At 71.6% G+C, this 25,392-nt stretch carries 18 protein-coding genes; 8 read left to right on the top strand and 10 right to left on the bottom strand.

Features of this window, described 5'->3' with window-relative positions; all coding sequences use genetic code 11:
• Positions 1-33: 33 nt before the first annotated feature.
• On the bottom strand, positions 34-2,475 hold the full coding sequence (locus RV986_RS48640) for a SpoIIE family protein phosphatase (protein WP_475923501.1): 2,442 nt from the start codon (positions 2,473-2,475) through the stop codon (positions 34-36).
• A 179-nt stretch (positions 2,476-2,654) separates the two neighbouring features.
• Between RV986_RS48640 and RV986_RS48635 the strand changes: the two genes are divergently transcribed.
• On the top strand, positions 2,655-4,811 hold the full coding sequence (locus RV986_RS48635; RefSeq protein ID WP_475923500.1) for a SpoIIE family protein phosphatase: 2,157 nt from the start codon (positions 2,655-2,657) through the stop codon (positions 4,809-4,811).
• A gap of 134 nt (positions 4,812-4,945) precedes the next feature.
• Here the strand turns inward: RV986_RS48635 and RV986_RS48630 are convergent, their stop codons facing one another.
• The gene (locus tag RV986_RS48630) at positions 4,946-6,340 is read right to left on the bottom strand and encodes a S1 family peptidase (protein WP_475923499.1); all 1,395 of its coding nucleotides are present in this window, start codon (positions 6,338-6,340) and stop codon (positions 4,946-4,948) included.
• Between the two features lie 198 nt (positions 6,341-6,538).
• On the opposite strand from RV986_RS48630, the gene RV986_RS48625 reads away from it, so the two are divergent.
• From RV986_RS48625 to RV986_RS48605, 5 genes are all read left to right on the top strand, one after another.
• Positions 6,539-6,952, top strand: a complete 414-nt coding sequence (locus RV986_RS48625; RefSeq protein ID WP_475923498.1) for a PaaI family thioesterase — start codon at positions 6,539-6,541, stop codon at positions 6,950-6,952.
• Positions 6,953-7,455: 503 nt separating this feature from the next.
• On the top strand, positions 7,456-7,671 hold the full coding sequence (locus RV986_RS48620; RefSeq protein ID WP_475923497.1) for a type A2 lantipeptide: 216 nt from the start codon (positions 7,456-7,458) through the stop codon (positions 7,669-7,671).
• Positions 7,672-7,761: 90 nt separating this feature from the next.
• The gene (locus RV986_RS48615) at positions 7,762-8,571 is read left to right on the top strand and encodes a hypothetical protein (RefSeq protein WP_475923496.1); all 810 of its coding nucleotides are present in this window, start codon (positions 7,762-7,764) and stop codon (positions 8,569-8,571) included.
• Positions 8,568-10,790 carry an NHLP family bacteriocin export ABC transporter peptidase/permease/ATPase subunit gene (locus tag RV986_RS48610; protein WP_475923495.1) on the top strand — a complete coding sequence of 741 codons (2,223 nt, stop codon included), beginning with the start codon at positions 8,568-8,570 and terminating at the stop codon, positions 10,788-10,790. Before RV986_RS48615 ends, RV986_RS48610 begins: the two co-directional genes overlap by 4 nt.
• 1 nt (position 10,791) lies before the next feature.
• Complete coding sequence (locus RV986_RS48605) at positions 10,792-13,617, top strand: NHLP bacteriocin export ABC transporter permease/ATPase subunit (protein WP_475923494.1); 2,826 nt, start codon at positions 10,792-10,794, stop codon at positions 13,615-13,617.
• Positions 13,618-13,624: 7 nt separating this feature from the next.
• On the opposite strand, the gene RV986_RS48600 is transcribed toward RV986_RS48605, so the two are convergent.
• Positions 13,625-14,161, bottom strand: coding sequence for an SRPBCC family protein (locus tag RV986_RS48600; RefSeq protein WP_475923493.1), 537 nt, complete (start codon positions 14,159-14,161; stop codon positions 13,625-13,627).
• A 12-nt stretch (positions 14,162-14,173) separates the two neighbouring features.
• The gene (locus RV986_RS48595; protein ID WP_475923492.1) at positions 14,174-14,545 is read right to left on the bottom strand and encodes an ArsR/SmtB family transcription factor; all 372 of its coding nucleotides are present in this window, start codon (positions 14,543-14,545) and stop codon (positions 14,174-14,176) included.
• Between the two features lie 212 nt (positions 14,546-14,757).
• Here RV986_RS48595 and RV986_RS48590 point away from each other — a divergent pair, with 212 nt between their 5' ends.
• Complete coding sequence (locus tag RV986_RS48590; protein WP_475923491.1) at positions 14,758-16,257, top strand: MFS transporter; 1,500 nt, start codon at positions 14,758-14,760, stop codon at positions 16,255-16,257.
• Positions 16,258-16,267: 10 nt separating this feature from the next.
• On the opposite strand, the gene RV986_RS48585 is transcribed toward RV986_RS48590, so the two are convergent.
• On the bottom strand, positions 16,268-17,863 hold the full coding sequence (locus tag RV986_RS48585; protein ID WP_475923490.1) for a phosphatase PAP2 family protein: 1,596 nt from the start codon (positions 17,861-17,863) through the stop codon (positions 16,268-16,270).
• A gap of 333 nt (positions 17,864-18,196) precedes the next feature.
• Between RV986_RS48585 and RV986_RS48580 the strand changes: the two genes are divergently transcribed.
• The gene (locus RV986_RS48580; RefSeq protein ID WP_475923489.1) at positions 18,197-18,601 is read left to right on the top strand and encodes an STAS domain-containing protein; all 405 of its coding nucleotides are present in this window, start codon (positions 18,197-18,199) and stop codon (positions 18,599-18,601) included.
• Here RV986_RS48580 and RV986_RS48575 read toward each other — a convergent pair.
• From RV986_RS48575 to RV986_RS48555, 5 genes are all read right to left on the bottom strand, one after another.
• Entirely contained in the window at positions 18,513-20,426 is a 1,914-nt protein-coding gene (locus tag RV986_RS48575) for a DUF2264 domain-containing protein (protein WP_475923488.1), read from the bottom strand. The two genes, RV986_RS48580 and RV986_RS48575, sit on opposite strands and share 89 nt — an antisense overlap.
• Before the next feature lie 22 nt (positions 20,427-20,448).
• A complete protein-coding gene (locus RV986_RS48570; RefSeq protein ID WP_475923487.1) occupies positions 20,449-21,645 on the bottom strand; it encodes a LacI family DNA-binding transcriptional regulator in 1,197 nt (398 codons plus the stop codon).
• Positions 21,646-21,721: 76 nt separating this feature from the next.
• Entirely contained in the window at positions 21,722-23,371 is a 1,650-nt protein-coding gene (locus RV986_RS48565; protein WP_475923486.1) for a type 2 periplasmic-binding domain-containing protein, read from the bottom strand.
• Positions 23,372-23,439: 68 nt separating this feature from the next.
• Positions 23,440-24,327: a carbohydrate ABC transporter permease gene (locus tag RV986_RS48560; protein WP_475923485.1), complete on the bottom strand. Its 888-nt coding sequence runs from the start codon at positions 24,325-24,327 to the stop codon at positions 23,440-23,442.
• Positions 24,324-25,178 (bottom strand): ABC transporter permease, encoded by an 855-nt coding sequence (locus tag RV986_RS48555; RefSeq protein ID WP_475923484.1) that lies wholly within the window; start codon positions 25,176-25,178, stop codon positions 24,324-24,326. The genes RV986_RS48560 and RV986_RS48555 overlap by 4 nt, the downstream gene beginning before the upstream one ends.
• Positions 25,179-25,392: the final 214 nt, after the last annotated feature.

The raw sequence follows: 25,392 nt of genomic DNA, 5'->3' as shown, positions 1-25,392 counted from the left end.
GGCGCCGCCCCTCGGGGCGCCGGGTGCACGACCTTATCCGTCTCCGTCGAGCAGGACTTCGCTCCACACCTGTTTGCCGCCGCTGACCGGCACGGTGCCCCAGGTCGCCGACATCGCCTCGACGAGGAGGATGCCGCGGCCGCCGGTGGCCTCCCAGCCGATGCTGGTGGGCTTGATGGGCGTACGCGGTGAGGAGTCGGCGACGGAGACCCGCAGCCGGTGGTTGATGAGGGTGAGGTCCAGTCTGACCTGGCCGTCGGTGTGCACCAGGGCGTTGGTGACGAGTTCGGAGACGACGAGGAGCACGGCGTCCATCTTCTCGTCGGCCACGCCCCAGGAGCGCAGCGTGCGCCGGGTGAAGCGGCGGGCGTGCCGGACGGCCTCCGGGACGCGCCAGACCGTCCAGCTCTCCCGCAGCGGACGGGTCGCCAGACCGTCGTAGCGCATCAGCAGGAGGGCGACGTCGTCACTGCGGTTGGCGCCGGCGAGCAGCCCGTCGGCCACCATCCCGAGGTGGGCGGGGTCGGACGCGGCCAGCTCCCCGGCGAGCCGGTTCAGTCCGTCCTCGATGTCGACCTCGGCGGACTCGACGAGACCGTCCGTGGTCAGGGCCAGGATCGTGCCCGGCTGGAGCCGCAGCGGGCTCATCGGGAAGTCGGCCTGTCTGACGACGCCGAGCGGTGGCCCGCCCTCGGACTCGGCGATCTCCGTGCTGCCGTCCGGATGGCGCAGCACCGGCGGGAGATGCCCGGCGCGGACGTACCAGGCGGAGCCCTCCTCCATGTCCACGTCGACATAGCAGCAGGTGGCGAAGAGGTCCGTCTCAAGGTCCATGAGGAGACGGTTGGCGTGCGAGACGACGACGTCCGGGGGGTGCCCCTCGATGGCGTACGCGCGCAGGGCGGTGCGCATCTGCCCCATGAGGGTGGCCGCCTGGGCGTTGTGCCCCTGGACGTCGCCGATGACGAGCCCGACGTGGTTGTCGGAGAGCGGGATGACGTCGTACCAGTCGCCGCCGACCTCCAGGCCGGCCGTGGTGGGCAGATAGCGGGCGACGGCGACCGCGCCGGGGAGCCGCGGCAGGCGGCGCGGCAGCAGGGAGCGCTGGAGCATGCCGACCAGTTCGTGCTCGGCGTCGAAGGCGCGGGCGCGGATCAGGGCCTGGCCCGCGAGGCCCGCGGACGCGGTGAGCAGGGCCCGCTCGTCCGAGCCGAAGTCGTGCGGGGTGTCCCATCCGATCAGGCAGACACCGGCCATGCCGCCGGCCGCGGGCAGCGGCAGCACGGCGAGGCCGCCGGGGCCGACATCGGCGAGCGCGGCTTCCAGGGGCGCCCCGGCGGGCCAGACGACGGGCCGTCCCTCGTTGAGGGCCGACACCAGCGTCGGCATGGCGCGTACGGGCGCGTCGGGCCACTCCGAGCGCCATTCGGCGCGCCACAGCTCGGGCCAGGCGCCCGGTTCGGGCGGATCGAGGAGGGTGACGACGAAGCGGTCGCCCTCCAGTTCGGCGAGAGCGATCCGGTCGGCCCGCAGGGGCCGCCGCAGCGCGGCCGCCACCGCACGGCCCACGTCACGGACGGTGCCCGCGGTGGCGAGGGCCGAGGCGAGCCGCTGGACGCGGGCCACGTCGCTGACGCCGGAGCGCAGCTTGGAGGCGTCGGCGACGGTGCCCACGAGACGCGCCGGGCGGCCCTCTCCGCCGGGCAGCAGACGGCCGCGCAGCCGCAGCCACTTGGGCTCGCCGGAGGGCTGCAGGATGCGGAACTCCAGTTCCCGGTCGCCGATGGACATGTGGTCCGCCTCCACCACGGACATCAGCGTGGGCAGGTCCTCCGGGACGGTCATCGACAGCAGGCTCTCGACCTTGCCGTCGAACTCGGCCGGGCTGAGGCCGAACAGCTCCAGCATCTCGTCGTCGACCTCGACGTGCCCGGTGTCCATGGCGAGGTCGAACGAGCTGGTGGGCGGGGTGTGGGTGGCGGCCGCCGGGCCCGGCGGCGGGCTGACGCAGGCCTCGGCGATCAGGGCGAGACAGTCGCGGTCCTCGGCGTCGAAGCCGTCCGGGCGCTCGGCGGCCGCGACCAGACAGCCGCCGTCCGGCAGGGGCAGCACGGCCAGCCAGAAGTCCTGGAAGGGGAGTCGGCGGGCCTCGGCGCAGCGGGCGATGTCCGCCGGACCGAGCCACAGGGGGCGGCCCGAGCGGTGCACGTCCGCCGCGGGGGAGCCGCCGCCGGTGAGGACATAGCTGTCGCGCAGCCCGTAGAGCGTCCTGGGGACCCCTGCCGACTCGGCCAGGTGCAGTTCGCCGCCGGTGGGCGTGTACACCGCGGCGACGCTCGCACGGGCGAAGACGAGCGCCTGTTCGAGGACGCGGCGCAGTCGTTCGCGCGGGTCCAGGTCCGGGGTGGTGGTCTTGAGGGCAAGTTCGGCACGCAGCGTTCGCCTTCCGCGCTCCGCAGCGCCCTCACTGACCACGTCCGCAATTACAGCGCTTCCGGGGCGCTCGCGCAGCCCCTGTGACCGTTCCGAGGCCGTCGGGCCTGCGGCGAAGCCCATGAGCGGCACCGCGTGCCGCGCGTGGCGCTCGCCGTGCGGGAAGGGCCGACACGAGGGAGCCTTGATCCCTGAGACCCGTCGCGCGGCCCTGCGAGGAGGTGGTCGGCGTGTCCGACTTGCAGGGGTCCGAGCAGGCGCCGGCGGGTCGGCCGATGCCGGTCGGGCAGCCGCTGCTGTCGCTGACGCTGGCCTCGTTGCTGGAGGAGGTGCACGCCCACTCCGGCGGGGTGTACCTGCTGACGCCCGACGAACCCGTGCTGGAGATGGCGGTGATGGCGGGCATGCCCAGGGCGTTCGCGGCGCCGTGGGAGCGGGTGGGGCTCAACGCGCCGATCCCGGTGGCCGCGGCGGTGCGCGAGCGGCGGCTGATCTGGGTCGGCGGTGAGGAGGACATGGCGCGCCGCTTCCCGCGGATCTCCGTGGTGCTGCCCTACCCCTTCGCGCTGGCCGCCCTCCCGGTGGCGACGGCGCAGCGGACGTACGGGGCCGTCTTCGTGGTCTGGCCCGGCTCGCATCCCCCCGACCTCTCGGACCGGGAACGCGACCATCTCACCGCGTCCTGCGACCGGCTCGCGCTGCGCCTGGAGCGGGCGGCGGCCCAGAACCGTCTCATCCGCCCCGAGCCCGATCTGCTGGCGCAGGCCGCCACGGCGGCCACCGGGACGCTGGGCTCGGTGGAGGCGGCGCGGATGGTGGCTCGGCTGCCGTACGGGCTGTGCGCGCTCGATCTCCACGGGCGGGTCGGTTTCGCCAACGCGGCGGCGGTGGAGCTGCTCGGCGTACCGGTCGGCGGACTGCTGGGCAGCCAGTTGTGGGCGTCGGTGCCGTGGCTCAACGATCCCGTCTACGAGGACCGCTACCGGGCCGCGCTGATCAGCCAGCACGTGACGTCGTTCGTGGCGTTGCGGCCGCCCGGCGAGTGGCTGTCGTTCCGTCTCTATCCCAGTACGAACGGGCTGAGCGTGCGTATCTCCCGGGCCCGGGCGGTGACCGAGATGGGGCGCGCCGGGCCGCGGCCGGACGACGGCACCACCCCGGGCCTGATGACCATCTCCCATGTGCTGAGCCTGGCCGGCGCGCTCACCCAGGCGGCGGGCGTGCAGGACGTGGTGCAGCTGGTGGCGGACGAGATCGCGCCCGCCGTGGGCAGCAAGGCCCTGGTCGTCCTCGGCTCGCGGGCCGGCCGTATGGACGTGCTCGGTCACCGGGGGTACGCGGACGCGCGCATCGTGGAGCGTTGGCACGGGGTGCCGCTGAGCGCGCAGACCCCGGGCACCCAGGCCCTGAACACCGGCCTGCCGGCCTTCTTCGACTCCCGTCAGCAGCTGGAGCGGCTCTATCCGTCCCGGAACACGACACACGACGGCATGGCGGCATGGGCGTATCTGCCGCTGATCGCGTCCGGGCGTCCGGTGGGCACCTGCGTCCTCGCCTACGCGCAGCCGCACACCTTCCCGGCGGACGAGCGCGCGGTGCTGACCAGCCTGAGCGGTCTGATCGCGCAGGCCCTGGAGCGGGCCCTGCTCTACGACGCCAAGCTGCAGCTGGCACACGGTCTGCAGGCCGCGCTGCTGCCGCCCTCGCTGCCTTCGCTGCCCTCGATCGAGGCGGCCGCGCGCTATCTCCCGGCCACCCAGGGCATGGAGATCGGCGGGGACTTCTACGACCTGATGCCCTCGCACGGCCTGGCCGCGGCGGTCATCGGCGACGTCCAGGGGCACAACGTGACCGCGGCGGGGCTGATGGGGCAGATCCGCACGGCCGTACGGGCGTACACGACCGTCGGGCAGCCACCGGAGGAGGTCATGCGCAGCACCAACCGGCTGCTGATCGACCTGGGCTCCGAGCTGTTCGCGAGCTGTCTCTATCTGCGCCTCGACCCGGAGCGTGAGGTGGCCGTCATGGCGCGCGCGGGTCACCCGCCCCCGCTGCTGCTGCGGCCGGACGGGCGGGTCCGGGTGCTGGACCTGGCCGGCGGGCCGCTGCTCGGCATCGACTCCGCCGCCACGTACGCGACGACCGAGGTCCCGTTCGTCCCCGGTTCCGTGCTCGTCCTCTACACCGACGGTCTGATCGAGTCCCCCGGTGTCGACATCGAGGACGCCCTGGCCGACCTCGGGCGGCAGCTCGCCGGAGCGGGCGGGCAGCCGCTGAGCCGACTGGCCGACGACCTGGTCGAGCAGGGCGGGGCGACACCGCAGGAGCGACCCGACGACGTCGCGCTGCTTCTGCTGCGGGCGCGACCGCACGGCTGAGTGCGTACGACCGACTGTGTGGTGCCGGAACACGGGTGGGGTCCGGCCCTCCCGCCGGAGGGCCGGACCCTTCCACTGCCGACCGGACCGTAGTGGAACGGCACGGCCGGGTCAGTGGCTCGTGGTCACCGGCGTCACGGGGTGCTGGTCACCAGGCCGGAGCCGGCGTCCATACCGGTGCTGTTGCCGGACTGGTCGTCCGCGGACTGGTCGTCGCCTGCGGCCGGGTCCTCCGTGGCCGCGGGGTCGGTCGCGGCGGGGTCGGTGGCCGCCGGGTCCGTGGCGGCCGGGTCGGTCGCCGCCGGGTCAGTGGCCGCGGGGTCCGTGGCGGCCGCGTCTCCGGCACCCTCGTCTCCGGCACCCGCGTCTCCCGCGCCTGCGGCGTCACCGGCGCCGAGCGTCGCGCCGGTCGCCTCCAGGGCGGTCGTCACCGGCTGGAAGAAGGTCTCGCCGCCGACCGTGCAGTCGCCGCTGCCGCCGGAGGTGAGGCCGATCGCGCTGCCGTCCTGTGTGAACAGGGAGCCACCGCTGTCGCCCGCCTCGGCGCAGACGTCGGTCTGTATGAGACCGGTGACGGTGTCGACGCCGTTGGGGTCGGTCTCGCTCTGGAAGTTGACGGTGGCGTCAAGACCGGTGACCGAACCGTCGTGCAGACCGGTGGTGCTGCCCATCCGCAGAACTTCCTGACCGACCGTGGCCTCCGCGGCCTGGGCGATCTGGACGGTCTGCCCGTTGCCGACGTTGACCTCGCTCGGCGCCTGGGTGGCCGGGTCGTCGTACTTCACGAGGGAGAAGTCGCCGGCACCGGGGAAGGTGGCCTGGTCGACGGTCGCGATCGGCTGGCCGTCCTGCGAGTCCGACCACTGCTTGGCCGCGACACCGCAGTGCCCGGCGGTCAGGAAGGCCGGAGTTCCGTCACTCGCGGTGACATTGAAGCCGAGGGAGCAGCGGACACCGCCGGCGTCCGTCTGGGCGAAGATGGCGTCGCCGCCCGACACGAACGGCTTGAAGGTGCCGGCGGACTTCTTGACCGTGGCCACGCCGGAGCCGAGCGAGTCGACGGTCGACGTGAGCTTGGCCCACTTCGCACCTGTGACCGTACTGTCGGCGCTGACCTGGATCTTGTTCGTCTTGGGGTCGATGGACCATGCGGTGCCGGCGATGGTCGCGTCGGCCTTCAGCGTCTTGGCGGCGGTCTGCAGCGCGGACCAGCTGTTGTCGACGCTGCGGGGAACCGCGCCGGCCTTCTCGATCTGGTTGATCACATTGCTGTTGTCGCCGACGATATTGATGATGATCTGCTGCTTCGAGTCGTCGTAGTACGCGCCGCCGAAGGCCTCACCGATCTGGGAGGCAATGAGGGAGGCCAGATCCGAGGCGTCCGCGGACTTCAGCGTCTTGGGAGCGGCGTCCTTCGCGTCGGTCTGCGAGGCGTTGGCGTTGGGCAGCAGCAGGGCTGCCGCTCCGAGCGCCGCAACACCGCCTACAGCGATCGCGGCCTTGCGCTTGGGAATCCTTTTGTGACTCAACTCTTTGACCTCCTGGGGACGGGGCCGAGGCCACCGTCCGGCGGCTGACTGGGGGGGCGCCTGGATGCCTGTTGATACGCGCGAGCCGCGTGGGCTGTTCAACTGGGTTTGAGAAAAGCAGGAGTTGACTCGACCAAAGGCAGGCAATTACGAGGCAATCGGGCCCTCACGCCGAGTGAGCGGGGAACAATGCCTCGCATGACGCTGAACCTCACAGAAGCCGACAGGATCCTCTCCGCGAACTTCGCTCCCTGGGTGCTCGATCTGGGCCTGTCGGTGACGGAGTTGACCGAGGGCCGCGCGGTACTGCGGCTGCCCTGGTCCACCCGGCTCTCCCGGGAGGGCGGCTCCCTGTCGGGGCAGGCCCTGATGGCCGCCGCCGACACGGCGACCGTGATCGCGGTGTCCGCCGCCCGCGGCGCCTTCGTCCCCATGACGACGGTTCAGCAGTCCACCAGCTTCCAGCGCGCGGTCACGGATGCCGATGTGCTGGTCGAGGCGGTCCTCACCAAGCTCGGCCGCCGGATGGCCTTCGCCGACATCACGATGACCGCCGAGGGCTCCGGGGAGATCGCGGCACGCGCGAGCACCGTGTACGCACTTCTGGGCTGAACGACACGCTCCGCCACCACTCGATGACGGAACGTCTACGAACGGGAACGGAATCCCTGCTTCAGGGAATCTGCACATCGAATACGCAGGCACGTCACGGCGGAGGGTGGATCTGCACAGTCGCGCGCCCCCCGCGCGCGATTGCGGGGGGACTGTCCCTTTCGGCCGCGGGTCCACAAGGCCGGGGACGGAACGATGCCGTGCAGCATGTGAAGAACTGGCTGTCGAGACGTGCGCACGCCTGCACGGTTGGGCCGTCGCCGTGCTCAAGTCCGCAGGTGAGAGCCTTGGTTGATTGGATGCGTGCGCCGCGACCGTGCTTTGATCCGTTGCACCGCGGAGGTCGCGGCAGGCCTCGGCAACGGGGCCGCGCGGTCCTCGGAGACGAGGGCCGCAGGGCGCCCGGACACGGGTGCCGCACCCCCGCGGTGGCGGCCGTCATCTGTCCCCAGAGGGGGGCCGCTCTCCCCCTTATGAATATCCATACGAAGGGAAGTTCCCCCATGAACTCCACCCCCCAGGTCGCCACCGCCGAGATCTCGGACGCCGACCTCGACAACGTCTCCGGCGGTCTGTCGCTGAACGCCGTTGGCACCGTCACCGGCCTGGTCGACGGCATCGTCCCGGTCTCCGGCGTGGTGAACACGGTCGTCGGCACCGTCGAGGGTGTGACCGGCCTGAACACCACCCCGGTCACCGGCCTGGTCGCCGGTCTCTGATCGCATTCTGTGCCGTTGAGTCCCGGAACCACTCCCCGGTTCCGGGGCTCTCCGGTGCCGTGAATCTCTCCGACAGGTGAGGGAAGTACCGTGCAGTTCCGCCAACAGGCCCTCGCCAAGCTGCAGTCGCCCGAAGAACTCGACCTTCCGGTGCGCTTCGCCCGCCCGCAGGGCTGGCTCGCCCTGTCCGTGACCGTCGTCGTCATGGCGGCGGCGTCCGTGTGGGCCGTGACGGGCACCGTGGCGTCCACGGTGAGCGCGCCCGCCGTCCTCACGCACGGGGAGGGCAGTTACGTACTGCAGAGCCCGGTCGCGGGGCAGGTCACCGCGGTCCTGGCCAAGGAGGGCGAGCAACTGCCCGCGAACGCCCCCGTCCTCAGGGTCCGTACGGCGCAGGACGGCACGACCGTGGTCCGCACGGTCGCCGCGGGCCGCGTCACGGCGCTCGCCGCCACCATCGGCGCGATCATCTCGACCGGCGCGAACGTCGCCGCCGTGGAGAAGGTCGCCCACACCGACGATCCGCTCTACGCGACGGTGTACGTCCCCGCGGACAGCGCCGCCACGATCCCCGCGAACGCCGCGGTCGACCTCACCGTCCAGTCGGTGCCGACCCAGCAGTACGGGGTGCTGCGGGGCCATGTGAAGGCGGTCGGCCGGAGCGTGCAGACGCAGGCGCAGATCGCCTCCTTCCTCGGTGACGGTCAGCTCGGCGAGCAGTTCACCAAGAAGGGCAGGCCGGTGGCCGTCCTGGTCCGCCTCGACCGCTCCGCCGCCACCAAGAGCGGCCTGAAGTGGTCCTCGGCGGACGGACCGCCGTTCGCGCTCACCTCCATGACCCTGGCCACGGGTTCGATCCGGCTGGCCGATCAGCGCCCCGTCGATTGGCTCCTGCCGTGACCACCGCACCGGACACCCGGAGCAGACGACGCACCGCCCCGCCCAAACGCACGGTCCCCAAGGCGAAGGGAAGGGCGGTCCGGACGCCCACCGTCCTGCAGATGGAGGCCGTGGAGTGCGGCGCCGCCTCCCTCGCCATGGTGCTCGGCCACTACGGCCGGCACATCCCTCTCGAAGAGCTGCGCATCGCCTGCGGTGTCTCCCGGGACGGCTCGCGCGCCAGCAACCTGCTGAAGGCGGCGCGCGGTTACGGCCTCACGGCCAAGGGCATGCAGATGGACACCGCCGCGCTCGCCGAGGTGAAGGCGCCCGCGATCCTGTTCTGGGAGTTCAACCACTACGTCGTCTACGACGGCATGGGCCGCCGCTTCGGGCGTCGGGGCGTGTACATCAACGACCCCGGCAAGGGCCGCCGTTTCGTGCCGATGGAGGACTTCGACACCAGCTTCACGGGCGTGGTGCTGGTCATGGAGCCGGGGCCCGACTTCCGCAGGGGCGGCCGCAAGCCGGGCGTACTGGGTGCCATGCCGGCCCGGCTGCGCGGCACCTCGGGCACGATGCCCGCCGCCGTGCTGGCGAGCCTGCTGCTGGTCGCGGTCGGCGCGGCGGTGCCCGCGCTCAGCCGGACGTACATCGACACCTACCTGATCGGCGGCCGGACCTCGCTGCTGGGCGTGCTGTTCGCGTCGATGGGCACCTGTGTGGTGCTGACGGTGGTGCTGACCTGGCTGCAACAGGCGAATCTGCTGCACGGCCGGATCATCTCCTCCACCCTCAGCAGCGCCCGCTTCCTGCGCCACCTGCTGCGGCTGCCGGTCACCTTCTTCTCCCAGCGCAGCCCGGCCGACCTGGTGCAGCGGCTGCAGTCGAACGACGCGGTGGCCGAGACCCTTTCCCGTGACCTCGCGGCGGCGGGCGTGGACGCGATCGTCGTCGTCCTGTACGCGGTGCTCCTCTACACCTACGACCCTCAGCTCACGGCCGTGGGCATCGGCGTCGCGCTGCTGAACGTGGTGGCGATGCGCGTGGTGATCCGGCTGCGCGCGACCCGCACCGCGAAGCTGCGCGCCGACAACGCGCGCCTCACGACCACGGCCTACACCGGGCTCCAGTTGATCGAGACGATGAAGGCGACCGGCGGTGAGGACGGCTACTTCCGCAAGTGGGCCGGGCAGCACGCGACCACGCTGGAGGAGCAGCAGCGCCTCGGGGTGCCGAGCGCCTGGCTGGGCGTGGTCGCACCGACGCTCGCGACGCTCAACTCCGCGCTGATCCTCTGGATCGGCGGCCTGCGGGCGGTCGAGGGCCATATCTCCGTCGGTCTTCTCGTCGCCTTCCAGGCCCTGGTCACCCGCTTCACCGCGCCCCTCACCCGGCTGAACGGTGTCGCGGGCCGCATCCAGGACTTCGCTGCCGACGTGGCGCGTCTCAAGGACGTCGAGAACTTCCAGTCCGACCCGCTCTACGCCCGCTCCGGCAGCGGTGAGTCCACCCGCCGGCTCCAGGGCCATGTCGAGCTGGAGAACATCACCTTCGGCTACAGCCCGCTGGACAAGCCCCTGCTGACCGGCTTCTCGCTGACGGTCGGCCCGGGCCGGCAGGTGGCCCTGGTCGGCGGCTCGGGAAGTGGCAAGTCCACGGTCTCCAGGCTGATCTCGGGCCTGTACGCCCCGTGGGAGGGTGTGATCCGCATCGACGGGCAGCGGCTGGAGGACATCCCGCGGGGCGCGCTCGCCGCCTCCGTCTCCTTCGTCGACCAGGACGTCTTCCTCTTCGAGGGGACGGTCCGCGACAACGTGGCGCTGTGGGACCCGTCGATCCCGGACGAGGCCGTGGTCGCGGCGCTGGAGGACGCGGCGCTGTACGACGTCGTCATGCGCCGCCCCGGTGGCATCCACAGCCGGGTCGAGCAGGACGGCCGCAACTTCTCCGGCGGCCAGCGCCAACGCCTGGAGATCGCACGGGCGTTGGTGCGACGGCCCAGCATCCTGGTGCTCGACGAGGTGACCAGCGCGCTGGACGCGGAGACCGAGCAGACGGTCATCGACAATCTGCGCAAGCGCGGCTGCGCCTGTGTGGTGATCGCCCACCGGCTGAGCACCGTGCGCGACAGCGACGAGATCGTCGTCCTCCAGCACGGCACGATCGTGGAACGCGGGCGGCACGACGCCCTGGTGGCGGCCGGCGGTCCGTACGCCGACCTGGTCAAGGAGCGATGAGATGACCACGGTTCACGAGGGCGCACGCGAGGGAGACCTCGTCCTCGGCGCGCTCGGCGGCATGGGCACGCCCATCGACTGCTCCGGCCTGACCCGGCTCGACCTGGAGGGCCCGCAGGTCCTGTGGCTCGTCGCGGCGGGCGCCATGGACCTGTTCGCGGTCGACGCCGTCCAGCAGGGCCACTGGCACCACCTCGGCCGCCTCGAAGCGGGCTCCCTGCTGCTCGGCCCCGTCGCCGGCCCGCAACACACCCTCGTGGGGCGGCCGTTGCGGGACTGCGTGGTGCGCCGGATCGTGCTGCGCGAGCTGTACCAGCCGGTGGACACCCAGACCTGGTCCTACGACGACTACGGCAACCCCCAGTACGTACCGCCGACGTCGAGCCCGCTGGAGCACGCCCTCGCCCTCGGTGTCGGCCGCAGTCTCTCCATTCTCTTCCAGGCGCCGATGGCCACGGAGAACGCCGCCGTGCTCACCGACGACGACGTCTTCTGGATGCAGGTGCCGCCCGGGAGCGTCCAGTACGGCTCCCTGTACGGCGCCGAGGCGGCGGCCGATCTGCTGATGGACTCGGGTGTCTGGCAGGGCATGGTGGACCAGCAGTACCGGCTGCTGTCCACGCTCGACCGCTGGATCGAGCAGTTGGAGGCCAGCCACGAGGACCGTACGGCGGCGGGCATCAAGGCGGGCGAGGCCGTCCGCGCCCAGGCCGACCGGACCCTGCTGGCGTCGATCGGCAAGCAGTCGAAACGTCCGACGGCGGCCGACGCGGACGCCACGTACGCGGCCTGCAAGCTGGTCGCCCAGGCGTCCGGGATCAGCCTCGCGGAGCCCGCGCAGAGCGGGACGGAGAGCGACCGGCTCGACCCGGTCGAGCAAATCGCGCTCGCCTCCCGCGTCCGCACCCGTGCCGTACGTCTCGACGGGCGCTGGTGGCGGGACGACATCGGTCCGCTGGTGGGCCACCGGGCCGTGTCGGGCAGCCCGGTCGCCCTGCTCTGGCGGCGCGGCGGCTATGTGGCCCTGCAGCCGTCGTCCGGGCGGGAGACCCCGGTCGAGAAGGCCAACGCGCCGGAGTTCGAGCCACGGGCCGTGATGTTCTACCGTCCGCTGCCCGAGCGGAAGCTGAGTCCGCTGCGGCTGCTGCTGTTCTGTCTCCGGGGCACGGGCGGCGATCTGCGCAACCTCGCGATCAGCGGTCTCGTCACCGTCGCGGTCGGCGCGCTGGTACCGATCGCCACCGGCAAGGTGCTCGGCGAGTACGTGCCCAAGGCGCAGCACGGTCTGATCGTGCAGGTCTGTCTGGCCATCATGGTCACCAGCATCGTGTCGGCGGCGTTCATGCTGATGCAGAACCTCACGCTGCTGCGGATGGAGGGGCGGATCGAGGCGACGCTCCAGCCGGCGGTGTGGGACCGGCTGCTGAGACTGCCCACGAAGTTCTTCACGTCCCGCTCGACGGGTGAGCTGGCGAGTGCGGCCATGGGCATCAGCGCGATCCGCCGCCTCCTCGCGGGCGTCGGGCCGACGCTCGCGCAGGCGGGCACGGTGGGTGCGATGAACCTGGGGCTGCTGCTCTGGTACAGCGTGCCGATGGCGCTGGCCGCGATCGGCATGCTCGTCGTCATCGCGGTCGCCTTCCTCGGGCTCGGCCTGTGGCAGGTGCGCTGGCAGCGACGGCTGGTCGTGCTCGGCAACAAGCTGAACAACCAGGCGTTCCAGACCCTGCGCGGACTGCCCAAGCTGCGGGTCGCGGCGGCCGAGAACTACGCGTACGCCGCCTGGGCGGGCGAGTTCGCGCGCAGCCGTGAGCTCCAGCAGAAGGTCGGCCGTATCAAGAACCTCACGGCGGTGATGGGCGCGGTGTATCTGCCGCTGTGCTCGCTGCTGATGTTCATACTGCTCGCGGGTCCGGCACGCGGTTCGCTGTCGGCCGCCGACTTCCTCACCTTCAACACCTCGATGACCATGCTGCTGACCTCGGTCACCCAGATCACCGGCGCGTTCGTGTCGGCGGCGGCCGCGCTGCCGATGTTCGAGGAGATCAGGCCGGTGCTCGACGCGGCGCCGGAGGTGCGGGTGGCGAGCACCCGCCCCGGCGTCCTGTCCGGCGCGATCGAGGCCCGGCGGCTCTCCTTCCGGTACGCCGACGACGGTCCGCTGGTCCTGGACGACGTGTCGTTCGAGATCGGGCCGGGTGAGTTCGTGGCGATCGTCGGGCCCAGCGGCTGCGGCAAGTCCACGCTGCTGCGGCTGCTGATCGGCTTCGACAAGCCGGTCTCGGGGAGTGTGCTGTACGACGGCCAGGATCTGGCGGCCCTCGACCAGTCGGCCGTACGCCGTCAGTGCGGTGTGGTGCTCCAGCACGCGCAGCCGTTCACCGGCTCGATCCTGGACTGCATCTGCGGCACCGAGCCGTACACACCCGAGGAGGCGATGGCGGCGGCCGAGCTGGCGGGCCTGGCCGAGGACATCAAGCGGATGCCGATGGGGCTGCACACCATCGTCTCCGGCAGCGGCGCGATCTCCGGCGGCCAGCGGCAGCGGCTGATGATCGCTCAGGCGCTGATACGCCGGCCGCGCATCCTGTTCTTCGACGAGGCGACCAGCGCGCTCGACAACGAGACCCAGCGCACGGTCATCGAGAGTACCCGGGCGCTGAACGCCACCCGGGTCGTGATCGCGCACCGGCTGTCCACTGTGCTGGACGCGGACCGCGTCATCGTGATGGAGGACGGCCGGGTCGCCCAGCAGGGCCCGCCCGCGCAGTTGCTGGCGGACACGGGCGGGCGGCTGCACGAGCTGGTGCGGCGGCAGCTGGCCTGAGGGGTCTTCAGTCCGTCCCCGGCACCGGGGCGCCGGACGGAACTCCGGCCTCGACGTAACGGCCGTAGATCTCCTTCCAGGGCGCACGTGTCCCGGCGTGCGGGCCTTCGAAGCGCTCGCCCCGGGCCTTCGCGTCGAGGCCGGCGAGGCACACCTCCCAGCCGGCGCCGTTGCGCGCGGCGGTGTTCTCGGCCGCGAGGACGTCGGTGAGCGTGAAGTGGGTGCGCTTCTCGTCCAGGGCTTCGAGATCGAAGTGCAGCTCGTCGCCGCCCCAGTCGAAGGAGAGGTGCCGGGGCGGGTCCACGGCGAGGACCCGCCCGGTGGACTCCGGCATGTTCGGGTCACCGCTGAACCTGATCGTGCCGCCGGGGCGCAGCTCGATCTCCGCCCGGGACGGGAACCACTCGGCCAGCTCGTCCGGGTCGGTCACGAACCGCCAGACACGGTCGATCGGGTGGTCGTAGGTGCGGCTGAAGCGGACGGCGGGGCGGCCGTCGTCGAGGGTGAGGTAGCTGCCGGTGAGGGCGGTGGGTTCGGCGGACATATGGCTCAGTCCTCAGGGAGTGGGATCTTCCGGAACGTCCGACGGCTCCCCCGCCGGCTCCCGCGCCGGCTTCCCCGCCGTCGCGTCCAGGCGGCGGCCGAGGGCGTCCAGGCTCTCGTTCCACAGCTTCCGGTACGGGGTCAGCCAGGCGTCGAGTGCGGCGATCGGGGCCGGGTCGAGGGCGTAGACACGGCGTTGCGCGTCCTGTCGTACGCGCACCAGGCCCGCCTCCCGCAGCACCCGCAGATGCTTCGAGGTGCTGGGCTGGCTGAGACCGCACGCCGCCACGATCTCGCCGACCGGCCTCGGACGCTCCAGGAGCAGCGCGACGATCGCGCGACGGTGGGGGTCGGCGAGCGCGGTCCAGAGAGGGGCGTCGGACATGACCCCAATATGCCTGGCCAGTTATATTCCCGTCAAGGAATACATGGCCATGAGCAGCGCTTCTCCCGAGTGTGACGCCCGCCTCACCCGCCAGCCTCTGCGAAACGTTGCCGTTTCGCAGAGGCTGGTCTACTGTCGATGTGTACGAAACGGTTTCGTTTACGACTCCGTCATCCCGTGGTCATGAGCGACTTCCCTGGAGTGGTTCCCGCATGTCCCAGATCCTGACCGAAGGTGCCCGCAAGGGCTCCGTGGACGGCTCGTCCACTCCCTCGTCCAAGAGGTGGTGGATCCTCGCGATCATCGGCATCGCGCAGCTGATGGTGGTCCTCGACGCCACCATCGTGAACATCGCCCTGCCGTCCGCCCAGGCGGACCTCGGCTTCTCCGACGGCAACCGGCAGTGGATCGTCACGGCGTACTCACTGGCCTTCGCCTCCCTGCTGCTGCTCGGCGGCCGCATCGCCGACCTCTTCGGGCGCAAGCCCGCCTTCCTCGTCGGTATCGCCGGATTCGCCGGAGCCTCCGTGCTCGGCGGCGCGTCCACCAGTTTCGGCATGCTGGTCACCTCGCGGGCCCTGCAGGGTGTCTTCGGCGCGCTGCTCGCGCCCGCCGCGCTCTCGCTGCTGAACACGACGTTCACCGACGCCAAGGAACGCGCCAAGGCCTTCAGCGTGTACGGCGCGATCGCCGGTGCCGGCGGCGCGGTCGGGCTGCTGCTCGGCGGTGTGCTGACCGACGCCCTCGACTGGCGCTGGACGCTGTTCGTCAACCTCGTCTTCGCGGTCGTCGCCTTCGCCGGTGGCTGGGTGCTGCTGAGCAATCACCGTGACGCCGCCGACTCCAAGCTCGACCTGCCGGGCACGCTGCTGGTCTCCTCCGGTCTCTTCGCCCTCGTCTACGGCTTCTCCAACGCCGAGACGCACGACTGGAGTTCGCCCCAGACCTGGGGCTTCCTGGCCGCCGGTGGCATCCTGCTGAGCGCGTTCGCCTGGTGGCAGACCCGCGCCGAGCACCCGCTGCTGCCGATGCGTGTGCTGCTCGACCGCGACCGTGCCGCTTCGTTCGTCACCGTCCTGATCACCGGCGCGGGCATGTTCGGTGTCTTCCTCTTCCTCACCTACTACCTGCAGCTGAACCTGGGCTTCAGCCCCACCAAGACCGGTGTCGCCTTCCTGCCGATGATGGCGACCCTGATGATCATGGCGCAGGTCTCCACCACGATCCTGGTGCCGAGGATCGGCCCGAAGGTCGTCATCCCGGCGGGCTTCGCCATCGCGGTGGGCGGTATGGCCTGGCTGACCGGCATCGGAGTCGCCTCCGACTTCTCGACCGCCGTGCTGCCGCCGCTGCTTCTGATCGGCGCGGGCCTCGGCATCGTGATGCCGCCCGCCATGTCCCTCGCCACCAGCGGGATCGCGGCGGAGGACGCGGGTGTCGCCTCCGCGACGGTCAACACCATGCAGCAGGTGGGCGGTTCGATCGGTACGGCGCTGCTCAACACGCTGGCCGCGAGCGCCGCGACGAGCTACCTGGCCGGCAAGGACGCGACCAGCAAGCTGGTCCAGGCGCAGGCGACGATCGAGAGCTACACCACCGCCTTCTGGTGGTCGGCGGGCTTCTTCGCCGCGGGCGCGGTGATCGCCTTCCTGCTCTACCGCCGCGGAGCCCAGGACGCGGACCCGGACGCCGTGCGGGCCGTCCACATGTAAGCCCTTGTGATCACCCCCGGACCGAGGGGCCGCCGTCTTCAGGGAGACGGCGGCCCCTCATGCTTCGTCGGTAGCGGGCGGTCGCGGCGGCCAGCCGGGCCTGCTGGACGACCTCGTTCTGCGGTACGGCCGGTCGGTAGACGACGAGCGCGCGCCGCGCCTTCTCCAATCTCAACCCCCGTGGTGTGGAGGCGACTTCGCCGTCGTAAGCGAGCGCGTCCGCCCCGCCGAGTTCCGCCAGCTCGACCCGGGGCACCGCTTCGGCCGCGTAGACCCGGGAACGGCCGAGCGCACCGGCGAACGCGGAGACGATCACGCGGGTACGGGCGAGCCGGCGGGCCCCGTCGATCAGGCGCAGGTCGAGGAGCCCGTCGTCCAGGCGGGGCCGGAAGGCGGGTGCGAAACCCTGGGGTTCGTAGCGGCCGTTGCCGGCGAAGAGCAGCCACAGCCGGCGACGGCGTCCGTCGACGCTCAGCTCGATGGGGGTCGCGGTGCGCAGCACCCGGACGAGCGCGACGGCCGCGGCGGGCCATTTGCCCCAGCGCTCCTCCAAGTGCTCGCGCTTGCGGACGAGTTCGGGATACAGACCGATACTGAAGGTGTTGAGGAAGCGCACCTCGTGCCCGGCGTCCGACCTCGCCACCCCGACGTCCACGGCCACCGCCTCGCCCCGTGCGACCGCGACCGCCGTGTCCTCGAAGTCCGGTACGCCGACTTCCTGGGCGAAGTGGTTGAGGGTGCCGCCGGGAAACACCGCGAGGGCGAGCCCCCGTCCGGCCGCGGCCCGGGCGGCGGCGTTGACACTGCCGTCACCGCCGCACACGCCCAGCGCCCCGCCCGCCGCCCCGGCCCGCTCGACCGCCCTCTCCACCGCCCGGTCGAGCAGTTCGGCGAAGTCGTCGTCCGGGCCGCATTCGACCAGTTCGGCCCGCGGCAGCAGTCCGCGCAGCCGCTCGGCGGGCGGCAACGGCGTGCCGGGCGCCCCCGTCCCGGCCCGGCTGTTGACGAAGACGACGAGCCCCTCGCCGCCGGGCAGCGCGGGCGCGGGCGCCGAGGGCCGTTCGCGCTCCGGGCGAGCGGGACGCGGCGGCCACCAGCGGCAGGTGAGCGCGGCGGCCCCGATGCCGATGGCCACTCCGGCGAACACATCCGCGGGGTAGTGCACGCCCACGTACACGCGCGAGAAGGCGACCGTGGCCGCGATGGGCGCGATCAGGGCGCCGTATCCGGCGGATTCCAGGGCGACTCCGGTGGTGAAGGCCGCGGCCGAGGCGGAGTGCCCGGAGGGGAAGGAGGTGGTGTGGGGCTGCCGCTTGAGGTGACGGATCGACGGCACATGGTCCAGCAGCGGACGCGGACGCCGGGTACTTGCCTTCACGACGGTGTTGACCGTCAGCGAGGCCAGCGCGAGCGAGCCGACGCCCCGCAGGGCCGCCCGTCGGGCCGTACGGCCCCCGACGACCGCGAGGCCCGCCGCCGCGGCGAACCACAGCCGTCCGTGATCGGCGGAGTGGCTGAGCCGCCGCAGCGCCGGATCCGCGGCCGGCACCCGCGCCACGGCCACCCGTGTGAACAGCCGCCGGTCCAGCTCGCCGAGAACACCCATGCTCCACGGCTACGGCACCGCGCCGCGGTCCGCACCCCCGGGAACTCGGACCGGTGACAGAGCTGCTCCGGGCGGCGGGGGGATCAGCATCCGGCCGAGGGTGAGCAGTACGACGAAGCCCGCCGCGCGAGCAGAGGTCGGGTCTGGGAGCGCCACTCCGATACCAGATGCCTTCCATATGCATCTGCATGGAGTCAGCATTAGGTCAGATCCGGTCAGCCCGCGATCACAGTCAATACATCCGCCCTCAGATTCACCCGTTCGAGTGAACAGAATCTCGTTGCCGGGACCACGGGGATGTTTTCGGCCAACCGGGGTAGCTACCGAGATCAAATGACCCTCGCAGATTCCGGGCTTCCAGCGGCCAATCCCCATGCCCACAGCTATCCGCGTGGCCCGTTCACCGTGGTCGAGGTGACGGGAGAGATCGACATGGCCACGGCGGGCTCGCTCGCCGAGCACCTGTTGGCCGCCACGGCACGCACCGAGCCGGACGTGCTGGTCGATCTGCGCCGGGTCGTCTTCTTCGACTGCTCGGGGCTGCGGGTTTTGTGCCGCGCCGAGACGAGGGCACGGGAGCGCGGCGGACGCCTCCGTGTCGTCTCCGACCGGCCCCGCATCCACCGCCTCCTGCGCGCCGCACGCCTGCTCAGCCGCTTTCCGCCCCTGGCGGATCTGCCGGAACTTCTTCCTCCGCCCCGTCGGGAAAGCGAATCAGAACCCCGCCACCGACCGTGACCCGGGCGCTCGCGCCGATGACCTCGGGATCCTTGCCGAGCACCACCAGAGTGACGAGCAGGTGGACCCCGCCGGGATGAACGGGCAGCAGGAGCTGGGGAGTCGCCGAATACGTTCCATAGGCGTTGGCGTCCCGGGCACGGGTGACCGCGCCGGGGCGCGACGCGTCCCAGCCGTGCAGCGCGACGACCGTGCTCGTCAGCCCGTCCGGACGCCGTGCCCGCGCCGAGCCCGGCCCCGCGTACCCCTCCAGGGGCCCGGCGTCGTCCGCGAGCGCCCACCCCCCTTCCCGTACGGCCGCGCCGCGCGGCCCCGCCACCCGGTGCACCCGGACCTCCCAGGGCCCGTGCACCACACTGGTCGTCTCGACGCGGTGCTCCGCGCCCGCGAGGCGGGCCGTGTGCCAGGAGGCGGCGCGGCGGCCGGCCACGCCCAAGGGGTGGATCCGGCCACGGCGGGAGGCCGCGCCGTCCGCCGCGACCAGCGCGATCTCGTTGTCGATCCCGGACCCCGTGGTGTCGGGCGCGGTCGCGCTGGAATAGGCGAACTTCGTGTAGTGCGGGTTGTGCTCGTCCGGTGCCGGAGGCGGCGGCAGCCGGTCGCTGCCGTGATTCACCAGCCGTACGACGCCGTCGGCGGCCGTCGAGTGCAGCAGCCAGCCCGGGGCGGGCAGCGCCACGTAGGTGTCGGCCGTGTCGACCGGCCCGGGCTCCTCGGGCGCCGTCCACACGGGGTGGTCGGCGGGGAGCAGCAGACCGAGGAAGGCCTTGCTCGCCCAGTACGGGGAGGCGGGCCCGGAGTAGCGCTGGGTGACCGGGAGACAGGGGCGGTACCAGCCCAGCGACAGCAGCCCCTGCTCGTCGGGCACGCCGTGTTCGGCGAAGTGCTTGAGGGCTCCGGAGGCGAGGCGCCTGGTGCGGCCCGGTGCCAGCGGGGTCGCCCCCGCGAGGGCGCCCGCCCACAGGGGGGCGGTGGTCGCGAAACGGTAGGTGAGGGAGCGGCCCTGGTGCACGGGGGCACCGTCCGCGCCGAAGAAGTACTGGTGGACGCCGAGGAATTCACGCAGCCGGGCGCGGTGCAGGGCCACCAGGTCCGGGTCGGCCCGCGGTCCCGCGACGCGCGCCCACAGCATCGGGTAGAGATGCAGGGCCCAGGCGTTGTAGTAGTCGAACTTGCGGCCGTCGCCGTCCGTGTACCAGCCGTCTCCCCGGTACCAGTCCCCCAGCCGCGCCAGCCCCGCGTCGATCTCGGCCCGGCTGTGCGGGGCGCCGACGGAGGCGAGGAACTCCTCGGTGATGACCTGGAAGAGCCGCCAGTTGGAGTCGTTGACCGTCGCGCCGATGAATCCGCTCAGCCAGTCGGCGACCCGGGCGCGTACGGAATCGTCGAGGCGGTCCCAGATCCAGGGGCGCGTCTCGTGCAGGGCGATCGCGACCGACGCGGCCTCGACCATGGGCTGGCCCCGGTCGGTGATGGGCGGCCACCGGTCCGGGCCGTGCGGATCCGTCCCGGCGGCGAGCCCGGCCGCGTACCGCTCGATCAGTGCGGGAGCGACCTGCCCGCCGGCACCCGCGATGCGGAAGGCTGCGAGCAGGAAGGAACGTGCGTAGCCTTCGAGGCCGTCCGACCAGGGTCCGGAGTGGCTCGCCCGGCCCGGCAGCCGGTATTGGGCCCACTCCGGTGACGCGTAGGGGAGCAGACCGTCCAGGAGCCGGTCCGCGGTCGCCTCCCAGTGGGCACGGGTCCAGCCGGTGACGGGTGAGGTTGTGGGGTCGGGGGGCGGCAGGTGTGTCGGGGTGGTCGGCGACACATGCGGCGCGGTCATACGGGGGTGGGTCCTCCGTCTTCTAAGCCCCGGTCGGGGGCGGCTGAACGCTGTCGCGTACGACGATGTGGGTGCCGAGCAAGTGGTGGGCGCCCGCCGCGTGTTCGGGGTCGCGCAGGGCGATGCGGACGGCGGCGCGGCCGAGTTCCTCGGCGGGGGTACGGACGGTGGTGAGCGGGGGGTTGAAGTCCTCCGCGAGCGGGATGTCGTTGTAGCCGACGACGGAGATGTCCGCCGGCACCCGCAGCCCGGCGTCGGCGATGGCCCGCAGGACCCCGGCGGCGACCATGTCGTCCCCGGCGAAGACGGCGGTGAACTCCGGACGCCCGGACTCCCCACCCCCGATACCCCGCGCACCGGCGGCGCCCCGGCCACCGGACGCCGGGGCGTCGAAGGCCGCGGTCTCGGGGCAGGGGACGTACGGGGCCGGGGCTTCGGAGGTCGCGGGGGTTCTCGGGGTGGGGTGGCGGGTGGTCCTGAGCAGTTCCGTCATGGCGCGGTGGCCCGCCGCCCGGCCCAGGCCGCAGTCGACGACGTGGGCGGCCTCGGGGCCGAGGCCGTGTTCGGCGAGTGCGGCGCGGTAACCGGCGACACGCGCGTCGAGGGCCGTGTTGCCGGGCAGGCCGCCCAGGAACACGATCCTGCGGTGACCGGCCGAGAGCAGATGGCCGGTGATCGCGCGTGCCCCGGCCTCGTTGTCGAACTCGACGACGAGCGCCGGGATGTCGGGATCCGGCGCGGGCCTCCCGCACAGCACGAGCCGCGCGCCGGACGAGGCGAGGGCCTGGGCGTAGTGCGCGATACGCTCGCGGTAGGCGTCGTCCTCGACGACCCCGCCGACCAGGATCACCAGCCGGGCGCCCTCCTCGCGCATCAACTGGACGAACTCCAGCTCGCGTCCGGGGTCACCGCCGGTGGTGCCGACCAGACAGAGCCAGCCACGGACGGCGGCCTCCGCCTCGACACCCTCGGCGACCTGGGCGTAGAAGGGGCTGGTGACCTGGCGGAGCACGACGGCGACCATCTTGCGGCCGCCGCCGACGAGGGCGCGGGCGTGCGCGTTGGCGACGTAGTCGAGGTCGCGGGCGGCGCGCAGCACCCGGGCCCTGGTGGACGCGGGCACCGGGTGGTTGCCGCTGAGCACGCGCGAGACCGTGGCCATGGACACGCCGGCCCGCTCGGCCACCTCGCGGATCGTGACCCGCCCCTTCGACGTCATGTCGTTCCCCATCCCCATCCCCATGCCCATCCCCATGCCCATCCCCCGCGCCTCTCCTCCGACCGCCCACGCCGCCTCAGGTGTTGGCGGCGTGGTCCTTCGCGTACTCCTCGGCCATTCTGTCGCCGCCGCGGGCTCGCCATTTCTTTACCGCCGCGTCCAGTTCGGACAGCGGCTGGCGGCCCGCGACGACTCCGGTGACGGTGTCGTCCATCAGCGCCTTGAGCGTGGTGCCCTGGGCGGTGTACGTGCGGGACTGCAACCCGAAGGAGGCGTTGCGGATCGCGACCGGCACCACCTTCACCTGCCAGGCGTGCAGGGCCCGTACGGCATCCGGCATGCCCGGCACGAACAGCACCTGCGGACCCTCGGCGAGGTACTTCAGGGGCAGGTTGGTGTTGTTCTCGACGTCGCCGAGCTCGGTGGCCTCGGGCGAGCCGTCCCGGCCTCGGGTGAAGTGGGTGCCCTCGACGCCGTAGTGGACGAGTTCCCACTCCTTGCTGCCGAAGGGCGCGGCCAGGTGGTTCAGGATGCGCAGCAGCAGCGTGATGCGTTCCTTCTTCGCCTTCTTCAGGACGGTGTAGCCGAAGGAGCGGCGGCCCGCGACGATGCCGCCGGGGGTGCCGTCCACGCTGTACGGCAGTGCGGCGGCCGGGGTCAACAGGCCCTTGGAGTCGAGGTACCTGGGCAGATAGCCGCCGAATCCGTCCTGCAGGGAGCCGACCGTGCCGTTGAGGAAGAGGGTGCTCAGGTCCGACTGGGAGAGGGAGGTGGCGTCGGGGTGGTACGAGCCGTTCTTGCGCAGCCGCGCCTGGTAGGCGACCGCCGCCTTGTAGCGCTCGTCGCCGTAGTTGGCGTGGAAGGTGCCGTCCTTGTCCACGGCCCAGCCCTGCGGGGCGTTGTGCGCGGCGGAGTGCACCGCGTTGCCGAACAGCGAGCCGGCCGCGGCCCCGAGCGCGTACTTCTTGCCGCTCGTCCCCTTCTTGGCGACGGCGGCGAAATCCTCCGAGGTCCAGCCCTCCTTCATCCCCGCGTCGGTGAAGAAGCCCTGGTTGAGCCAGAGGGTGGAGCCGGGCAGCGGGCGCTCCAGGGGGATGCCGTAGATCCGTCCGCCGATCCGGCCCATGTCGCGCCAGGCGTGGGTGGGGATGTTGGCGAGGTTGGGGTGGTCCGCGATCGCCTCGCCGGACAGGTACGGGGTGAGGTCCTCGGCCCTGCGCTGCACGAACTGCGCCTCGCGGGGCAGCACGAAGCCGGAGAAGATGTTGATGATGTCGGGCAGGTCGCCCGGGTCACCGGCCATCACGGTGGCCATCTTCTTCTGGTAGTCGGTCTGCGAGATGATCGTGTACTCGATCTTCACACCGAGCGCCTTCTCGACCGCCGCCCAGAACTTGTTCGCGGAGGCCGGCTTGGGCGGTGTACCGAAGGTCACCGACATGACCTTGACGGTGGAGCCGTCTCCCGGTGTGTCCGGGACCGAGGTGACCAGGTCCGTGGGGTAGGCCGTGTAGCCGGCCTGGACTCCCGCGTCGCTGGGCGCGAGGTCGGGCCGGGGGCCGGCAAACGCCTTGTAGGCGGGCCAAGGGGCGAGCTTCTTGCCCGCGTTGGAGACATCACCGTCGTCCGAGCCGGTCGAGCAGGCGGTCAGGACACCGGGCGCGGCGAGCGCGGCACCGCCCACGGCGATCGAGCGCAGCAGGGTGCGCCGGGACAGGGAAGGCATGGGGGAAACCGACCTTTCCGGGTGGAGTCCGGGTGGAGTCCGGGTGGGCTCCGGGTGGAGGGAGTTAGTCAGCTCTTGATGGCGCCGGTGAGCACGCCCTTGGTGAAGTACTTCTGGAGGAAGGGATAGACGACCAGGATCGGTACGGTGGCGATCACCAGGACCGCCATCTGCACGGTCTGCGGAGCGTTGACGGTGCCCTCGCCCACGGTCGTGTCGGTGAGCCCGGAACCGGCCACCACGTAGGTGCGCAGCACCTGTTGGAGCGGCCAGTGGTCGCTCTCCAGGTACAGGGAGGCGTAGAACCAGGAGTTCCAGTACGCCACCGCGTAGAAGAGGCCGACCACGGCGAGGGCCGCCTTCGACAGGGGCAGCACGACCGACCACAGCACCCGCCAGTCCCCCGCCCCGTCGAGCCGTGCGGCCTCGTAGAGCTCCTCCGGGATTGCCTGGAAGAAGCCGCGCAGGACGACCAGGTTGAACACGTTCACGAGTACGGGCAGGATCAGCGAGCCGTACGAGTCGAGCATGCCCAGCTCCTTGACCAGCAGGAAGCCGGGGATCATGCCCGGTGGGAAGAGAAAGGTGAACAGGACCAGGAGCAGCACCGGTCTGCCGCCGAAGACGCGGGGACGGGACAGGGCGTAGGCGAGCGTGACCGTGCAGGCGAGGCTCAGCAGGGTGCCGACGAGGGTGACGCCCGCGCTGACGCCGAGGGCGTGGGTGACGATGCCGCCGTCGAGGATGTCCCGGTACGCCTTGAGGGTGGGGTGCTCGGGCCACAGCACCCAGCCGCCGTTCGCGACGACCTCGCGCTGGGAGGCGACGGAGGTCGACAGGATCACCAGGAACGGGACGCAGACCAGCAGGACGACGGCGACCAGCGCGACGGCCTTGGCCGCCTGGGTCGCGGGCCTCGGCTTCTCCATCCAGCCGGGCCGGGCGTGGGCGCTCACCGGTAGATCCCCTGTTCGCCGAGACGGTGGGCGGCCTTGTTGGCCGCGTAGACGAGCAGGGCGCCGACGACACCCTTGAACAGGCCTGCCGCGGCGGCGAATCCGTAGTCGCCACCGACGACGCCCTGGTAGTACACGAAGGTGTCGATGATCTCGGCGGCCTGCGGGCCGACCGCGTCGCGCTGCAGCAGCATCTGCTCGAAGCCGACGGAGAGGACGTCGCCGAGCCGCAGGATGAGCAGCAGCACGATCACCGGGCGGATGGCGGGCAGCGTGATGTGCCAGAAGCGGCGCCAGGGGCCCGCCCCGTCGATGGCGGCGGCCTCGTACTGCTGTTCGTCGACCTGGGTCAGCGCGGCGAGGAAGATGATCGTGCCCCAGCCGGCGTCCTTCCAGACGACCTGGGCGACGACGAGCGGCTTGAAGGCGTCGGGGTTGCCGATGATGTCCACGCTGTGCAGCCCGGCATCGCCGAGATAGCTGTTCACCATGCCCGTGTCGCCCAGGACCTGCTGGAACAGCGCGACGACGATCACCCACGAGATGAAGTGCGGCAGATACGCCACCGACTGCACGAAGCGGCGGACGCTGCTCCAGGTGAGGCTGTGCAGCAGCAGGGCGAGGGCGAGCGGGACGGGGAAGTAGAACACGATCTGCAGCAGCGCGATCCAGAGGGTGTTGAGGACCGCGTCCCAGAACTCGCCGTCCTCGAACATCCGCCGGAAGTTGTCGAGGCCCACCCAGGGGCTGCCCCAGATGCCGTCGAACGGCACGTAGTCCTTGAACGCGATGACGTTGCCGAGCAGCGCGCCGTAGTGGAACACCAGGAAGTAGGCGAGCCCGGGAAGCATCAGCAGGAACAGCGTCCGACTGTGCCGTCTTTGAAAACCTTTCCACTTCGTACGAGCGCCGGGTGGACGACGGCGAGCAGCGGTCGCCGTCGTCTTACCTGCGCGCTCCCGCAGCAACGCAGCCACGGAGCCTCCTCACCTCTGGGTGTCGGGTGAGGGGAAGTTAAAACGTTTCCAGAAGGGTGGTCAACACTTCTGACAAGACCGGGAGTTG

The sequence above is a fragment of the Streptomyces sp. RLA012 genome (genome assembly GCF_056270325.1).
This window is presented reverse-complemented; position numbering and strand designations above follow the sequence as displayed.

Coding starts and splice junctions, on each gene's coding strand:
- RV986_RS48625 (WP_475923498.1), top strand. CDS start 6,539: ATGACGCTGAACCTCACAGAAGCCGACAGGATCCTCTCCGCGAACTTC.
- RV986_RS48620 (WP_475923497.1), top strand. CDS start 7,456: ATGAACTCCACCCCCCAGGTCGCCACCGCCGAGATCTCGGACGCCGAC.
- RV986_RS48605 (WP_475923494.1), top strand. CDS start 10,792: ATGACCACGGTTCACGAGGGCGCACGCGAGGGAGACCTCGTCCTCGGC.
- RV986_RS48600 (WP_475923493.1), bottom strand. CDS start 14,161: ATGTCCGCCGAACCCACCGCCCTCACCGGCAGCTACCTCACCCTCGAC.
- RV986_RS48595 (WP_475923492.1), bottom strand. CDS start 14,545: ATGTCCGACGCCCCTCTCTGGACCGCGCTCGCCGACCCCCACCGTCGC.
- RV986_RS48590 (WP_475923491.1), top strand. CDS start 14,758: ATGTCCCAGATCCTGACCGAAGGTGCCCGCAAGGGCTCCGTGGACGGC.
- RV986_RS48585 (WP_475923490.1), bottom strand. CDS start 17,863: ATGGGTGTTCTCGGCGAGCTGGACCGGCGGCTGTTCACACGGGTGGCC.
- RV986_RS48580 (WP_475923489.1), top strand. CDS start 18,197: ATGACCCTCGCAGATTCCGGGCTTCCAGCGGCCAATCCCCATGCCCAC.
- RV986_RS48575 (WP_475923488.1), bottom strand. CDS start 20,426: ATGACCGCGCCGCATGTGTCGCCGACCACCCCGACACACCTGCCGCCC.
- RV986_RS48570 (WP_475923487.1), bottom strand. CDS start 21,645: ATGACGTCGAAGGGGCGGGTCACGATCCGCGAGGTGGCCGAGCGGGCC.
- RV986_RS48565 (WP_475923486.1), bottom strand. CDS start 23,371: ATGCCTTCCCTGTCCCGGCGCACCCTGCTGCGCTCGATCGCCGTGGGC.
- RV986_RS48555 (WP_475923484.1), bottom strand. CDS start 25,178: ATGCTTCCCGGGCTCGCCTACTTCCTGGTGTTCCACTACGGCGCGCTG.